We start from the raw sequence: 16,100 nt of genomic DNA, 5'->3' as shown, positions 1-16,100 counted from the left end.
TCTCGGAGTCTCGATAATAATTCCGACCTCCAACCCGTAAGTTTGAAAATTCTTCTCGCAATTTCCCAGCTTCGGCCACAACTAAGGTCTTATCTGCCTTGTCCTTGGTTGAGTTCAGGATTTCCTGACGAATAGAACCAGCTCGCACCTCAAATTCAGCCATACTCAATGTCTGATCCAGCTTGTTCTGCATGTTTGTCTCAAGACTCTTCACAGACTGCCGGATATTCTCAGCAGTCACGTTGAGTGCGCTGATATCCGCTTTGGTTCTCAATCCTTCAGTCAAACGCCTCACTCCAGCATCAAGCGCATCAGCGCGCTGTTTGAAGTTGGATTCGACGGCTGAAATCTGACCATCAGTGTCTTCGATTGCTGGGCTCCAGTCAGTAGCTAGAGTGCCTTTCTCAAGTTTAATTCTACGAACGGAATAGTTATTATTTCCACCGTAGTCATACAAGGCCATCTCTCCCCTCGAATAACGAGGGTCATCGTTTGGAAAAACAACTGGACCTGTGAACGTAAATCGCTGCCATTCCCTGCTTGGAGTGATGTCAGCACTAGCTTTCAGACCGAAGCGATTTGTTTGATAGTGATAAAAATGTAGAGGACGAATCTCGCCCCCTTCATTTATTTTTAGATCAAACGATAAAGTCCAAGTCTCCCCGACATTTTCTTGGGTAAGGTATGGATGTAAAGGAAACGGGAAGAAACGCGTACTTGTTCGAACCTTCTCAGAATCTCGATAATAGTTTCTACCACCGACCCTCACACTCGCTATCCGACTAGCCAGCTCCTCAGCTGTCTGCACAAGCTCAGATTTGCTGGCTTTACCATTAGCTAAGTTTGTCAGTTCTGACAGTCTGCGAGTCGTCGTCTCCTCATACGTCGCTTGCGCTGACTTCACACCAGCCAGTTCTTTTTTTGTCTGAACAAGTGCTTCAACTTGCTTGGCAATCTCAGCTTCAGCCTGTGCCTGCTTCGGTCGAATATCGTTCGCGATAGTCTGTTTCAGGGCATCTATAGCGCCTGACAAAGTCGTCTGAGCGCTCGTAGCCTGAGACTTGAACGCTTCAAGTTTAGCGATAGAGTCCAACCCAATCCGCTTGGCTTCCTGTGCAAGCAGGGTACTTGCGCCAGCGTTTCGCAAGGCTTCTTCAGCCCTGCGTTTGGCTTCTTGTAGAGGGCCACTGTTAAAACTATTGAAGCGCTGGTTGATATTGTCAGAGAGTTCTTGCTTGACTTCTTCAGCTTTAGCTCTAGTAGCATTCAACCCATCTTCGAACTCGTTCTTCAGTTCTTCAGTTTTACGGTCAAATGCAAGGTCAGCATTCTTGAGTTCTCTGGCTAACTGCCTTTCAAAATCATCTTGAAGTTGTTGAGCTTCACCCTTGACGGCATCACTCACCGCGTTACCTATCGCATTCGCAAGACCTGACTTGAACTGCCCAAAACCAATTGTCTTCAATTTTTTGCCCATTGGTGAGTAGGTATACTTAGTAATCTTCTTGCGCACGTCAAGGTTATATTGCTCATGAAAGATACTCACGACATCGAACATCTGAACAGGAACGTCACTCTGGCCGACAACCTCAATTTCAAGACTATCTTCCATCATGTCACAGAGCGATGTTCGATAATACTGCTCACCGTATTTTCGAAGGCTTGCTTCATCCTTCACATCCTGGTCGTTTACCTCAATCACATCTTCGTAGATTTGACTGTACTTGTTAATGAGTGGACTATCAATAGTAACTGTGAAGGTGCGATCAGGAGCTTTCTCTCCCTCACCCTTGACAGTCGTCGTGAAAGTAATTCGAGTCTTCAAAGACTTGGTAGAGGTCTTGTGCTGATAGCTAGACAGGTTTTTCTTATACATAAAAAGCGATTCATTTTCTGAACCGCCATTTTTTAATAAACGAACCTGATAGCCATGTCGCACAAGGTCACCACCCCATTGACCGATGATTGAATGCTTATCTTTCGCGAAGGCTTCCATAGCATTCTTAGAACCTATATTGAAGGTATGTCTATCTTCAATATCAGAGAAGAATGAGAACGGATTGTCACGAGTAATCGCGCCAGCAAAACGACTGAGAGCAGTTGAGCCAGTCTGCCTATCCAAAGAGATTGTATTGACCACATAGTTATTCAAGAGAGTGAATACTTGGTTCGCATAGACTTGAATATAGCCGTGCTTCTTCTCAACCTCAAAAATCACAAAATCCTGTTCACCGTGAAGATCATCAGCCGTTAGAAAAGTCTCTTCCTTCAACTTCTCCCACAATGGATCGGATGTCGGAAATCGGAAGCTCAATTGGTAGGTGCTATTATCCTCTTGAACAATTTCATCAGAATAGGCAGCATTCAGAGGCATATTCCCATTTGTTAAAAAAATCAAATCTTATACCTCCAATTTGGTCGAATAGTAATTTTTCGGACGGTTCCAGTAAATGAAACACCAGTCTTACCAGTTGGGATTTCGAGAAAACCTCCACGCTTACGAAGTGTGTTCTGAACTGCTCCGGTTGCGTTATAGATGTTTTGCTTGCCTTGTCTACAGTCGATTGTAGCCTTGGTCTTAATCGTAAGATACATGGTCTTACGGCCAATTGTAAGAGAGATGTCACCATCTCCCTCAACCTCAATGATTGGTTCAGAATAAATCGTCCCAAGATTAGTGATTGTACCAGATGCAGTCAGAACCACAGGTTCTACGCTCTTCTGATATCTGAATGGTTGCATTTCTAACTTGATTTCTAACTTCCAAGCATGATTCCCAAAAGGTTCAAAACTAGCAGTCACAAAGTTAGCATAAAACAATGAGCCAAGCTGATAGCTAAATTCCAAAACGTTATCATTCGATTGAAACTTATCAAGAATACTTGAAATCTCAACCATTTTTTTAACGTATAGAATGAAGGTCCTTTCGTAACTGTCGAAAGAACCGTCTAATACACGATAACTGCCATTGACTCCATAAAGGTCAGCCTTCTCTCCCTTCGGCTTAGCAGCCTCCACCTTCCCAAAATCTGTCACATCACAACCAGGAAGGCTGGATGTATTAAAACCGTTGATGATCATATAATCCATTAAATTCCTCCCCTCGCATAAATAGCACCGTGTTGTTCATAGGTTTTGATTGAGATAATGTCATTGTCCAGATAAACGTCTGACGATTTTTCAAGGATAGCAGTAAGGATCTTCTCCATACTTGCTCTCAGAATCGCTATCTCAGACACGGTTTTATTTTCATGTGCTTCAAATTGAGCTGATGGCATAGCCAACTGAGCCTCAAGACTTTTAGTCACGGACGCAGAGGAATTCAGATCCAGATGATCTCCTGAAAATACGTCAGATATTTCTCCAGCCATGCCTCCGACCGTTTGTTTGACCTCCTTAAATTGGTCTTGCAATCCTTGGTCTAACCCTTTCATGATTGCAGTACCAGCAGGAATCAAAAGTTTACGGTCATATTCGATCGGTCCTTTGTGGTCACGAATCCAGCTAGCAATGCCACCAACAAAATTTGTGACAGAGGACCACATAGACTGCAAACCATTCAAGAAACCTTGTAAGATTGCTTGTCCTGCACTATACAAATCAATATTCCACAATTGATTGAAGAATCCAGTTACATTACTTACAAGACTAGATACCGCATTAGACATAGTGTTCCATGCGTTCTGTGCTCCAGACACAAGACCATTGATAATACTTAGAACACTAGACGCTAGAGAACTCCAAGCATTGCTTGCCGTTGACTTAATACCTTCCCACAAACTTGATAGGAAGTTCATAAAGCCATCCCAGATATTTTGAGCTTCCTGCACCAAACCTGTGATTAGACTTATTACAGTAGATTTTATCCATTCCCAAGTCGATGAAGCAGCCGACTTGATAAATTCCCAAATCGCAGATAAGGCAGCCGAAAAGTTTTCAAAAACAGCAATACCATACCCTACGATAACATCTACGACTCCAGAAAAGTAGGTTTTAATACCTTCCCAAATCATAGAGATACTATTTTTAATACCTTCCCAGATTAGAGAAAGATCAGCCCCCAGCTGGTTGAAATTCCCTGTCACAAGGTCGATGATGATGAGAATAGCACCCAAGAAAATAGACTTGATGAATTCCCAAGCGCCTTGGAAAATCATCTTAATCCCTTCCCAAATTTGAGTAAGACCATCGGAAATATTGTTCCAAATATTCATGAATCCATCAATGAACGGTTGAACAATAACCATCACTGCTGTTGTGATAGCTGTCCATGCCACAGATGCAGCTTCTTGAATACTTACCCATAAATCAGAAAAGAATGTTACAACAGCATTCCACATCGCCTTTAAAGACTCAACATAAGCATTCCATGTTGTAACAACTCCATCCCACAATGTGCTAGCACCCTCAGAGATACCAGACCAAAGACCGACAAAGAAATCAGCAATCCCCTGCCAAGCCTGCTTGATCCAATCCACAAAAGATGACCAAATTTGCTGACCAGTTTCTGTTTGTGTGAAGAACCATACAAGACCTGCAGTCAATGCTGCGACTGCCGTTACGATTAGGCCAATCGGATTTGCAGATAAAACCGCATTAAAGATACCAAACGCTCCACTTGCTCCCATGGTTGCAGCCGCATTCGCTGCCTCTGCGGTAGTGAGTGCACCGGTTCTTACGAACTGAGCTAGCATTAAGCCATTCGTAATAGCTAGAGTTGCATTCCTGATTGTTTCAATTCCTTTTGTTACTGCTAAGACAGCTTTATATCCTGCCCATGCACTCGTAATACCAACAACAGCCGATTTTAAGGCATCTAATGCAAGAGGTGAATCTTTTAACCAAGAGGTAAATTTGCTAAGACTTTCAGAGGCATCTCTGATAAAACCTGTGATACTTTCAAAGGCAATGCCTAGCAAATTCACTCCCTGCTCTCCGTCTTTAATCCCTAACAGATCTCCAACGAAATCAACAACAATGCTTGCTACATTGCCAGCAACAACCCCAATGTTCTCAAAAGTAACTCTAATATTGTCTGCGATGTTGACAATTTGATTAGCAGCACCCTCGCTAAATCCAAGCATGGTCAGGATATCAATGTTATCTTGCTTGCTCAATGATCCAAAGATCATATCAAAGAAGGTTTGAAAGATACCTGTCACTCTCGATAGTTGACTATAGACTGCACTTCCAAAAGCATCCCCAAAAAGCTGAGAAGCAATCTCGCTAATCCCTTCAGTCAAAACCAAGCCAAGGCCAGAAAAAATATTTCCAACCATTGGTAAAAAATTATCAAAGAGAAAGGTAGATGTTGTTTTAAGCAAAGCATGTAGAGAAGGTAGGATATTCTCTCCTAGCGCTAACTTTCCAAGTACATTCTGAGCGGCTGCTTTCATGGATTCAAAAGAACCACTAAAAGTAGATGCCGCCTCTTTCGCAGTTGTACCAGTGATGTCTAGATTTTCTTGGATAGCATGGATGGCACTATAAACATCTGAGAGGTTGTTAATGTCGTACTTAACACCCGTCAACTTCTGAGCGTCATTCAAAAGACGCTCCATTTCTTGTTTTGTACCACCATAACCAAGCTTCAGGTTGTCCAGCATCGTATAATTCTGCTTTGCAAACCCTTGATAAGCCATCTGAATACTCTCCATCGATGTTCCCATCTTATTAGCATTATCTGACATATCAATCATGGCCATGTTTGCTGTTTCAGCAGCTTTATTAGTGTCTCCACCAAGAGATTGCAAGAGGCTAGCTGAGAAGCCTGTCACATTTTCCATGTAGGCATTAGCTGACAAACCTGTTGTTTTGTAGGCCTCATTAGCATATCCCTTTACCTTGTCAGCAGAACCCTTGAAAAGAGTTTCAATACCTCCGAGCGATTGCTGAAGCGCTGCTCCTTCACTGATAGCTGACGAAAATGCCTTGCCAATCCCTGCCGCTGCAATAACTTTCGTCATAACACCAACAAGACTAGAACCTAATGACTGTCCAGCACTTTGTCCTGCTGCACTCGCTTCAGGATTGAGGATTGATTGGATTTTACCAGTAATGCCTCTAGCTGATGGTATCAATTGTACATAAGCTTGTGCTATTTCTGTCGCCACTAATCCTCACCTCCTATCTTTTCTAGAATTTGCTGACGATATTCTTCAAAGTCCTCACCAGAATCAAAGATCATCTCCTTACTTTCTTTAGCTTTAGTTTTACCTGTCAGCTCCTCTGCAACCATTAATGGTTTGTTGATTCCTTTCTGACCGTCTGTTGTTTTAAACCACACAAGAGCAGAAAGCCTATCAAGCACGCCTGCAAGTAAAAAGGTTTCAAAAGGAACTTTGCTATTGGTCATTGCTAGTTTGATCCTTGAATCATCTCTCAAACCAAAAGCAAAAATAGCTACCTGGTCAGCAGGTAACTGTCTGTAATCAAAAATCCCATATGTTTCAGCTAAATCACAAATAAGAGCATCTTCATCTGTTTGAATCATTCTAGCAAGGATCGCTATTTTTTTAACTGGTTCTGACTTGTGAAAATCTCACTAATTTCTGCTCCCATTTTATCCAAAGGAACAATGCCATCCGCAGTCCGCACATGGTTTTTCAAATCTTCTGATTTGTCACCAAGCATAAGTTTGACTACTTTTGGTAAAACTGCCGGATTTGTATCTACTTCTGCAATAACTTCAAGTAACTCATAGTTTTCCAAGCGCTCTTTTGTGATTTCAAAAGCAAATCCGGTTGAAGTCACACCACGGATTGTTTTAATCTGTGGAGTTGCTCCGTTATTTTTTTTCTTACGATTTCGTCTTGACATAGTTAAGCTCCTTTGATGTATTCATAGTGTGTGTCGTCAGCAGCGTTAGGGAAGGCAGTTACTGTCGTACCATATCCGAGAACACTTCCATCGTTATAAGTGATTTCATCGATGGCAGTTACTTTTCCTGAAGGGATAACAATACGTTTAAGTACACCACCTTTTAGAACCGTTTCGATTACAAGGCAATGATGTGGCAATTCTTTTGAATTTGCCTTAATCTTAATCCCTGTTGACAAATCCCCAGATACATTATCTGAACCATAAACTTCCTTCAAAACATCCACATTCAACGCCTCAATCAGCATATATTTGAACGTATCCACCTTCTCCTTTTGAACGGAACTAACAACGACACCACCCCAAGCTTTGATATTTTCAGATTCTGGAGAGTTGCTATTAGTCATACCGTCTTCTGAAATATACCCCAGTGATTTAAACGCAACATCTAGTTTTGTTGTTGCATCTGTAGGTAATGGAGTCCCTATTGGAGCGGAAAAAACCGCACCGCCAATTTTAGGTTTTGCAGTCGTTACATTTGCTTCTGTTGCCATTTATTTTCTCCTTTTTAAAAGTAATTAATATCAAATACGGCTTGATATCGATATTGTTTTGTTTCAGTGTCCGTAAAATTGTAATCACTGTTCAGGTGGACACCACAGATTGAATCTAATTCAATCAACCCTTTTACAGCTTTTTTCACTTTCACATTAAGCTCTGCAGCCTTCTGCATAGTTGGGCCATAACTTTGGAAAGCAAAGGTCGCACTACCAGAATGATTCCGCTCCTTACCACCAGTTTTTTGAATAATGACAAAGCTATCGGGAGCTTCAGCTTCGTGCTCAAAAAATGACGGTACATCTAAATGACCGTCAAGATATTTCTTGATAATAATTTCAATCATCTAATGCACCGCCTTCAACAAAGTGTTATTTTTCAAATTATCCCTCTTCGCTTTTCGCGTAGCTGGATAAATCATAGCATTGACCCTTGTCTTACCAACGTGGCTATCTTGTTCATAGCCAGGACCACATCTTTTTTTAATGACCGTTGCTTCTTTGTTCAGAATATCCTGAATCTCTTTGGATTTCAAAAGAGATCCTACACCCGCACCGATAAGCTTGACTTTTGTATTACTCATACGCTTCAACCATCACTTTCTTATTCCATTCCAGAGGCATCATGGCTTCAATGCCTTCTAAGGGAATGCCAATCGTGCGCCATTTGCGCCCAAAGAAACGAACCTCACGGTCTTTCCACTCGTTCTGATCGCCTTTTGGGATACCCAGCGTATAAGCAGCCTTCTTTCCAGTCAAATTAAGCTGATTGGTGACATCTTCTGTCGAAGACGGAACAACCAGGACATTTTCTACTTGAATTTCTTTATTCTCATAGATAGGATGGCCAAAGTCATCCTTTCCATTCTTGGCTTTTCCAATCAATGTTACAGTAATTCCTTTAATCCGTCCCATAGATATCAATCACCCCATATCTTTGCTTTTTGAGACCCAGACGTTTCAATTCTGAATCCTTGATAAAGAGACCACCGCCAGGAACTAGATAAGAACCACTGAAGGAATAACCTAAAGCAGACTCAGCCACCTGAGTCATTGGTTCCTGATCAGTTGAGGTCATCAACGTGCGAGCTACCACATCAACCGTGACGGACTTAACGACCATAGCAAAAGATGGGTCAGTAGCCACCAACCCATCTAAATCCTTGCCAACTTTTTTAGCTTCAACACGAAGAGAATGAGAAACAACTTCCAACAGCGCCTCGGCTCGTTTTTCCTCATCGAATTTCAACGCTCGCCACAATTTTTTCAAATCTTCGACTGTTGCAAAGTTTTCCATCTCAATCACCCTTCATTTGCGATTAGTAAATCAAGCAGAGTAGATTTATTTGCCTTGCTATCATACTCAACACCCAATTCATCAAGTTTCGCCTTAATTTCTGGAACAGTAAGGCGATATTCGTCCTTGAATTCACTAATAGGAACCCAGTCACCTGCCAATTCACTGTCTGTTTCAATTGTTACTAAGGTTTCTTTGTTAATATATTCCATATTAAGCCTCCACACGAGCAAATGCCTGCTCGTCAAGAATTCCCCAACCTACATACACTTCTGTACGCAAGCAAACTTCGCGATAGCGTTTCAAGTCACGGCCAGCACCGTCCGGATCACCGTATTTAATGATTTCAAGAGGAATTTCATCTGCATATCCCCATTTTACAGCATTTTCAAAATCACCAACGATAACATGGTCTTTTTTAGCTGAGTTTGCAACAGTTGTCAATGTTTTATTGACATCTGACTTCATTCCATAAAATGAATCTGGGTTTTGACCAAAACGGTATTCAGGATATTGGACTACCCCGTTTACCTTAATTTTTCCAAGTGCAGCCCCTGCAGCCGGAGACAATGCGATCCCATTCACTTCGCAATCATTTGCTGTGACAGTTGCAACAGCAGCATCAATGTTTTCATCAATTTTATCTGCTTCATAGGTAACCACATTTCCTGTAATCAAACCATCAAATGAGTTTGTGGCTTTGAAAGAAGCATCTGTCATTGATTTTGGTTCAAGGCCATGAAATGAAGCGATATCAATTGCTTGTGCAACTTTTTTAGCCAAGCCATCAATAAAAGATTTTAGGTAAGATAATTGTTTTTCTTCTGAACAATGTACAAATTCCTCAGATACCCGTGCTTGATAAGTAATCAAAATAGGTTTGATTACTTTCGGTTTCATAGTTGCATTTCCAGCATTTGAAGGATTACCTTCACCTACAATTTCAGCATTTCCTTCGAGATTGAATACAAATGTTTCCGTCCCCGAAAACGGAATCGGTTCTTGAGTAGTAAGTTTTGCAAGAGTGGAATGCCCCTTTACCTTACTAAAAATATCTTGTACTGTTTCGACTGGGAAAAGATCCCCTGTTTGTAGTGTTGCCATAAATTATTCTCCTCTCATTTTATGCAACATTCCTTTCAATGCTGCATCTTTGTCATCAATTGAGCTAGGCTCCTTTGTTCCAAGCGGGTAAACTTGTTGAGATTTCTTCATAAACCCAGCCAAGCGCTCCGCATCTGCTTTGAAGCTCTCTTCATCAGTTCCCTGCAAACGGTCTGCAAGGTCGTAAGGCAATCCATATTGCAAAGCCACACGAGTTCGCAGACTCGCCGTCTCATAACCAGCGATTTGACTCTGCATCTCTTCAAGTTGCTTATCGGCATCTGCCTTACTTTGATTGTTAGCTTCGATTGTTGACTTCAAGCCAACATTTTCTGTTTCCAATTCTGTAACTCGAGATTTGAGCTGGTCATAGTCGCTGTACTTCGCTTTCTCACGAGATAAACGCTCCTTAATAGCAGCATCAAATTCTTCTTGTGTAGTGATTGGTTTAAATTCTGACATTCTCATGTCTCCTTTCTCCTGCTTCCCCGGCAGTTCGGTAATTTTGGGCATCAAAAAAAGCAGTCACAAGACCGCTTATTTTAATAACTGATTTTTTGCTTTTTCTTAGGTTTAGTCGTAGAACAAGCCCAGTGCGCAAGCAAAGCGCTATCCATCAAAGAAATATCCATATCGTCAAAGTGCGATCGATAACCAAATCCACCATTTGACCCAATATTCCGCTTGTCGCAGTTAGTGGCTACTTTAGACAGCGATGGTTGACCAGCATGACAGATGGTTTTCTGATAAATTCCCTGTTCCCAAAGAGCATTGGCCACAATGATTTCTTTCACCGTCGGCAGAATCACGTTCTTGATTCTATAGTCCTTCAACTCTTCGTCCAGGATCTTTTGCCCACTTGCGCCATCGATGACAATTTGAGCCACGTCGGATTGACGCAAGAAAGCAACCATCCACTCATTCCCATTACGAACGGATTGACAATCGACTGTTTCCACAAAGAAACGGCCATCCTTGGTACGTGCAGCAATGCTCAAAGCCACGTTCGTTCCATCTTGGCCATACTTGATACCAACAGACAGCTTGCCAGATAATTCTGGTATGTCATCCACCTTGAGCTCATTCCACTCCGTTTCAGAAATAGCAGATTTCTGGTTGTAAGTTGGCCAAAATCCCAAACGTTGGATATTATGGTCCAGCTTATCCTCACCAAGCTCAGCTTCAATCTTACGCTCATTTAAGTGGTATCCCATAGACGGATTAGAATTATACCAAGCTTCCACATCGTCGATTTCCTTTTCATCGGAAACCGACCACTCAGCCCAGCCAGAATACTTCCCTTTCCCGAAAAGACAAGTCTCACGATACTTAGTAAAGACCGTTCCACTTGATACTGGTGTCGGAGGTGTTCCACACATGATTGTGATAGGATTTTCACTATCCGTAACCGTATATTTCAAAGCAGATTCTTGCTCGGTTGTGTACTCTTGAGCCTCGTCAATGATTAGCATATCAAAACCTTCACCAAGACCACCATTTGATGTCCTAGTACGAAATTGGATAACACCACCTGTTGAATAAAGTTCAATCCGCTCCTGCCCCTTCGCTCGAATGGAATTGAAATCCTCACCATCCACATACCCCATTTTCTCAAGGTATCGTTTCACCTTCTCAAAAGAGGAATGAGATGTAGAAATTCGGTGAGCCGTGTGCAGGATATTCAATCCCTTATGCAAGCCCCAAATTTCAAGAATATAAAGGATTTCAGATTTCCCATTACGACGAGGAATAGAGTAACCAAACTTCTGATGCACCCAAAGACCGTTCTTGTCAACAGCCATCATGGGTAATAAAAGATTCTTCTGCCAAGCATAGCAAGAAAGACCAGTCCGTTCGTAAAGTTCAATCGCTTCTTTAGCTTTTGAATTTTTCTTGACGTATTTTAAAATCACCGATTGAGTAGGATTCTGATTGCCAAGTTTCTTCCTCGCCATTCTACTTTCCTTTCAATCGTCATCGCATGATAACCCTATCGCTGGGAGATATCAGATCACCTCCTAAACAAAAGCACAATAAAAGCACCCTTACGAGTGCTTCAAATTTCTTATTTTCGGTCCGAAAAGAAATCAGCCCAAAATGGATTCTCTTTATCAAAGATTTCAATCTCTTCTGAGCTCATATTATGAGGATAATCTTCAAAAAGATTATAGAACTTCTTTTTATCAAATGTAATTAACATCAACCCTCTAGCGAACCAGGCTGTATCAACCCACCAAACTTTATCACCATCATTTTCTTTATAGCAATATTCGGACCAATTCACTTCTTCATAATCATCTTTCACGTCCCTCAGCCCCCTTCATTTGTTTAGAATCTGCTGTATTGATAAAACTCAATATCTTGTGAAATTCAGGGTTATCTTTCAATGAGTTCACATCAATAAGATAGCTATTTGCATCATATCTTCTCCCAGCTGCACTGTGAGACTTCTGACCTTTGAATCTCTCTTTTAGGACAATGTTGTTAAACGGCTTAAAACCATTTAATGTTCTTGATTGAAGTTCCAAGTACTCAAAACGACCTTCGTTTTTCCTTATGATTGCTGCATGTCTACCTGTTGCTAAGTAGTACTCATTCCCACTTTCTACTTTCTCCAACAATTCTTTTACTGCAGTAAAATCATTTGTATGTTTAGCAACATGCATTTCAACTCCTGGAAGGCTCCCAATCATTTTAATTCTACTATCTCGAGAAAAGAAATCACAACTCTTTCCTCCTCTAAAATCTAAGACAGTATAGCCACCTTTGTTCCCAATATAAGCAAATGCTGCTGACGAACAAGATCCTCTTGTCTTGTCTCCACCACTAACAGCTTCGATTATTTGTTTCTCAGTCAATTTTTTACGGCTTTTTTTGATAGGATTTGAAGAAATTCCGTTCTGTAGCGCTAGCTTTCTCACTTCGCTCATTTGAGAATTGTTATTTATATCCTTCCTTGCTTCAATTTTATCACTTTCATCTTTTTTTCGCCAAATTTTCTTCCAAACATCCTGAACTTTTCCGCTTTTCGGATCATAGTCTACAATACAACGACAATGCTGATGCCTTCTATAAACGTCCTTTGGAACTCTTGGATATTTATAACTCCCCTGAACTTCTTGGCACCATTCACAACAATGAAAATAAGATTTTCTAACAATCTCTGGTTGTAAACCAGACTGATGATGAAACTCCGCATTTTTCTGGATACTATCATCAATAATAGACTGGGTAAAGTTCACAATAGGTTCACCGAGCAACCAACTGACATCCTCAAAATTTTCCTCAGACGAAAAGCGATTGACAATGCCAGCTATTCGATCCAGATTTAATTCAGGAACTTGAACTTTCAGACCGATTTTCGCTTTATCGTTCAAATTCTTCTGAACATCACTAGTGTAACCACTTACAAGCTCGTGATTTCGTCCTAGCACGTCCGTCAGCAAACGCTGAGCGATATTGTAATACATTTTTCCGTCTGGTAATTTATCGGTGCTCAGGGACGCTCCTAGAGCCTTCGAGAGAATATCGCCAATTTCAATCGCAAACTCATTTGCAGTTTTGTAAGTGGCCTTTTTTGCCTTCAACGCAGCAAAAGCATTTTTGACAATCTCACTCTTACCGAAATCTCTCTCAAACCTCTCCTGAACCTCTTGCAAGATACTAGGTAAAACATCATTCTCCATTTGAATCACCCTCGCTTACCACTGGTTTGGCTGACATGTCTCCAGCGATACCAGTAAGATCACGAATTGTCTCCGCATTGATGTAGCCAGGTAAGGCTTGATTCAATTTCACAACACCGTCCCCAATCATGGTCATCGTATTCGCATCCGCTTCAAACAATGGTTCCCACTTGACTGTGGTTCTTACAAATTGGCTTCTAGCATAGCGAAACTCATCACGCAAACAAGCTGCAACATAAGCGACATTTAGCAACCCAGCACCTAGTGAACGCTGAGCCTTTCGACCAGCAAGACGAAGATTCTCATGACTAGCCTTGATAGCTTCCACAGATGATGGATTATCTGAAACGAAACCAAGGTCATCCAATGTCAAGCCCATTTCCCCAGCAAATCCAGCAGCAGAAGTTCTCAGCTGTTCAGTAAACGGTGACATGCTAGCAGTAGTAAATTGCCCAACGCTCGGCTTCTCTCCTTTGTCACTAGAAGAAATCGTCAACAAGCTTGATACAGTAGCTTTCCATTTCTCCATAGGCTCTGCATCAGGATCAAGCCCAAGAATGTATTTCTGTGGCCACGAATAGAACTCTGCTGTAATATCAGCTCGCTCTAAAGTTCGCTTAGCGTATTTCTGATAATACATTCCTGCCCTGGTAATACGAGACCGACCAAAAGGACGGACCGCATCAGGACGATGAATAACCGGAACCAACAAAGGGATACCAGTTTCATTCACAACCGAGTATGGTCTACCATCTTTCGGAATGAAGTGAGTAGCATTAGGCTCGAAGTAGGCTTCAAGTGTTGGACGATTGTAATCATCACGAGCCAACACCGCATAACCTTCCACAAGCAACCCAGTGATAGGATCAATGACACCAGTTGCATTACTTGATTCAATGACTTGCAACCTCACCTCATCATCCTCACCCTTCGAAATGTAGACAAAACTACACGAACCAATCAGCGCAGCTAAAATGGCACTATCAAAGAAGATATCAGGATTGTTCCGATTAAAGATTTCTGTAACATTAAAATCATCGTTAGCAAATGCCCTGAAAATCAAACGATCTGCAAGACTATCAACTCCCTTTGCAGCCCAACCAAGGACAGCTTGATACTTTACCCTGATATGTGCAGGAATTGTGATTCCTGTCGGTGCTTCATAGTGTTGCATCGCATAATGCTTGTATCTCAGATTAACTCTGCTCTGATAGAGATTCAACTTCCTCCTGAGATAGTCAATTCCTCTTAATTCCAAACCGTTCTCCTTCCATAATGATGATTTGGCGCGAGAAAAAATGTACAGTGACGGCGTGAAGTCCTCGAGCGCCTAGTGGGAGGGGGATACCCCCCTATCCTCAGCTAGGTCTTCCTCATACATTTCTATTTTTTTCTCGAAGTTTGATAGCACGGTAATTCCTATTTTTATTAAAAATAATTTTATTTTATTTTTTTATTTTAAGATCTGTATTTTGTCCAGTCTCTTGACTGTGGCAAGTTCCTGTTCCCAACAACAGTTGTACTTGCTGATTTATCATCAGCATACAGCTTGTCAGACTTCTGCCTATTGCATTGCCAGTGAGCGAGTTGTAGGTTATTGATGTCTGATGGATGACCATTTCGATTGATTGGAATAATGTGGTCTATGACCGGTGACAAAGGATGCGGATACTTCAAAGACTTGTCCACTGGTAGACCACAAATCCCACAAGTATTTCTGGTTTTTAGAATAATCTTTTTATTTTTTTCAAAAGCGACTCGGTGAGGACCACTCCGGTCCGGTCTTTCTTGGGGGGTATTCATCTTCGGAGGGAGGCCTTTCTTTTTTGAGGTAGGGGGGTAAATTTTTATGATGTAGGGGGGGAGTTTTTTAGCTTCTCACACCCTCGTATATTTAACATATCTTATATTCTGTTAAATAAAACTAACATTCTTAAAAGTCAACTGTAGCAAGTGCTTACATCTGTTTCATTAAAAACTGATTTACTTTTTCTCAATATGTAAAATAAATAGTCATTTAATAGCTAAAATTCATCATTGAATCATCCAATTCATCCTGCTTAATACCTATATAATCAAGTGTGATATCTGGAGATGAATGATTAAATAATTCCATCAAGATCGCTACATTTTGATTTTTTCTGTAATGATGATAACCAAATGATTTTCTCATTGAGTGAGTCCCAATGTTTTTAAGGCCAACATGTTCAGCTGCTTGCTTTAATATTTGATAAGCTGCAACTCTTCCAATATGAACGATTCTTACTCCGTCTGTCCTGACTTTTTTCTTACTTGGAAATAGGTAATCATAACCTTTAAGGTCATTTGTTTTAATGTAGTGACTTAAAGCTTTTCTTAATTCAGGGTTGATAGCAAATCGCTTGACCTTACCAGTTTTCTTTTCAGTAACCTCGATTCTATCGCCTGTCACTTGTTTCACTTGGAGAGGTATAATATCGCTGATGCGCATTCCAGAATACAGACCGCACATGATTAGGACATAGTTTCGCTCACTCTTTGATTTTAAAAAGTCTTTCATCCGTTCAATGTCATCAAGTTCACGAATAGGTTCTACTTTTTTCACGATATCACCTCCAAACTCAAAGAAAAAGACAGGGTGTGCCTGCCTTTACAATT

At 41.2% G+C, this 16,100-nt stretch carries 18 protein-coding genes and 1 pseudogene; all 19 read right to left on the bottom strand.

From position 1 onward, the window contains the following. Positions 1-916 precede the first annotated feature (916 nt). The 19 genes and pseudogenes from AXK38_00320 to AXK38_00230 all read right to left on the bottom strand — a co-directional run bounded on the left by AXK38_00320 (position 917) and on the right by AXK38_00230 (position 16,047). Positions 917-2,398 (bottom strand): annotated as a pseudogene (locus tag AXK38_00320) (hypothetical protein). Further along, positions 2,395-3,090, bottom strand: a complete 696-nt coding sequence (locus AXK38_00315; GenBank protein ID AMH87844.1) for a phage tail protein — start codon at positions 3,088-3,090, stop codon at positions 2,395-2,397. Before AXK38_00315 ends, AXK38_00320 begins: the two are co-directional and overlap by 4 nt. After that, entirely contained in the window at positions 3,090-6,113 is a 3,024-nt protein-coding gene (locus AXK38_00310; GenBank protein AMH87843.1) for a PblA, read from the bottom strand. The genes AXK38_00315 and AXK38_00310 overlap by 1 nt, the downstream gene beginning before the upstream one ends. Continuing rightward, on the bottom strand, positions 6,113-6,493 hold the full coding sequence (locus tag AXK38_00305; protein AMH87842.1) for a hypothetical protein: 381 nt from the start codon (positions 6,491-6,493) through the stop codon (positions 6,113-6,115). Before AXK38_00305 ends, AXK38_00310 begins: the two co-directional genes overlap by 1 nt. A gap of 14 nt (positions 6,494-6,507) precedes the next feature. After that, the gene (locus AXK38_00300) at positions 6,508-6,819 is read right to left on the bottom strand and encodes a hypothetical protein (GenBank protein ID AMH87841.1); all 312 of its coding nucleotides are present in this window, start codon (positions 6,817-6,819) and stop codon (positions 6,508-6,510) included. 2 nt (positions 6,820-6,821) lie between these two features. After that, a complete protein-coding gene (locus AXK38_00295; protein AMH87840.1) occupies positions 6,822-7,373 on the bottom strand; it encodes a phage tail protein in 552 nt (183 codons plus the stop codon). A gap of 14 nt (positions 7,374-7,387) precedes the next feature. Beyond that, a complete protein-coding gene (locus AXK38_00290; protein ID AMH87839.1) occupies positions 7,388-7,723 on the bottom strand; it encodes a hypothetical protein in 336 nt (111 codons plus the stop codon). Continuing rightward, positions 7,724-7,960, bottom strand: coding sequence for a hypothetical protein (locus AXK38_00285; GenBank protein AMH87838.1), 237 nt, complete (start codon positions 7,958-7,960; stop codon positions 7,724-7,726). After that, entirely contained in the window at positions 7,953-8,291 is a 339-nt protein-coding gene (locus tag AXK38_00280) for a hypothetical protein (GenBank protein AMH87837.1), read from the bottom strand. The genes AXK38_00285 and AXK38_00280 overlap by 8 nt, the downstream gene beginning before the upstream one ends. Beyond that, positions 8,278-8,673: a hypothetical protein gene (locus AXK38_00275; protein ID AMH87836.1), complete on the bottom strand. Its 396-nt coding sequence runs from the start codon at positions 8,671-8,673 to the stop codon at positions 8,278-8,280. The genes AXK38_00280 and AXK38_00275 overlap by 14 nt, the downstream gene beginning before the upstream one ends. A 5-nt stretch (positions 8,674-8,678) precedes the next feature. Beyond that, on the bottom strand, positions 8,679-8,885 hold the full coding sequence (locus AXK38_00270; protein AMH87835.1) for a hypothetical protein: 207 nt from the start codon (positions 8,883-8,885) through the stop codon (positions 8,679-8,681). A 1-nt stretch (position 8,886) separates the two neighbouring features. After that, entirely contained in the window at positions 8,887-9,777 is an 891-nt protein-coding gene (locus tag AXK38_00265; protein ID AMH87834.1) for a phage capsid protein, read from the bottom strand. Positions 9,778-9,780: 3 nt separating this feature from the next. Next, the gene (locus AXK38_00260) at positions 9,781-10,239 is read right to left on the bottom strand and encodes a phage scaffold protein (protein AMH87833.1); all 459 of its coding nucleotides are present in this window, start codon (positions 10,237-10,239) and stop codon (positions 9,781-9,783) included. Positions 10,240-10,319: 80 nt separating this feature from the next. Beyond that, on the bottom strand, positions 10,320-11,732 hold the full coding sequence (locus tag AXK38_00255; GenBank protein AMH87832.1) for a terminase: 1,413 nt from the start codon (positions 11,730-11,732) through the stop codon (positions 10,320-10,322). Positions 11,733-11,842: 110 nt separating this feature from the next. Further along, a complete protein-coding gene (locus AXK38_00250) occupies positions 11,843-12,082 on the bottom strand; it encodes a hypothetical protein (protein AMH87831.1) in 240 nt (79 codons plus the stop codon). Then, positions 12,072-13,463, bottom strand: a complete 1,392-nt coding sequence (locus tag AXK38_00245) for a hypothetical protein (protein ID AMH89583.1) — start codon at positions 13,461-13,463, stop codon at positions 12,072-12,074. Before AXK38_00245 ends, AXK38_00250 begins: the two co-directional genes overlap by 11 nt. Continuing rightward, entirely contained in the window at positions 13,453-14,721 is a 1,269-nt protein-coding gene (locus AXK38_00240) for a hypothetical protein (protein ID AMH87830.1), read from the bottom strand. Before AXK38_00240 ends, AXK38_00245 begins: the two co-directional genes overlap by 11 nt. 200 nt (positions 14,722-14,921) lie before the next feature. After that, the gene (locus tag AXK38_00235) at positions 14,922-15,266 is read right to left on the bottom strand and encodes an HNH endonuclease (protein AMH87829.1); all 345 of its coding nucleotides are present in this window, start codon (positions 15,264-15,266) and stop codon (positions 14,922-14,924) included. Between the two features lie 214 nt (positions 15,267-15,480). Next, entirely contained in the window at positions 15,481-16,047 is a 567-nt protein-coding gene (locus AXK38_00230; protein AMH87828.1) for an integrase, read from the bottom strand. Positions 16,048-16,100 lie beyond the last annotated feature (53 nt).

The sequence above is a fragment of the Streptococcus mitis genome, from assembly GCA_001560895.1.
GTDB classification, from domain to species: Bacteria; Bacillota; Bacilli; order Lactobacillales; family Streptococcaceae; genus Streptococcus; species Streptococcus mitis_Q.
Note: the sequence above shows the minus strand (reverse complement) of the source record. Positions and strands in the feature narration are given on the sequence as shown.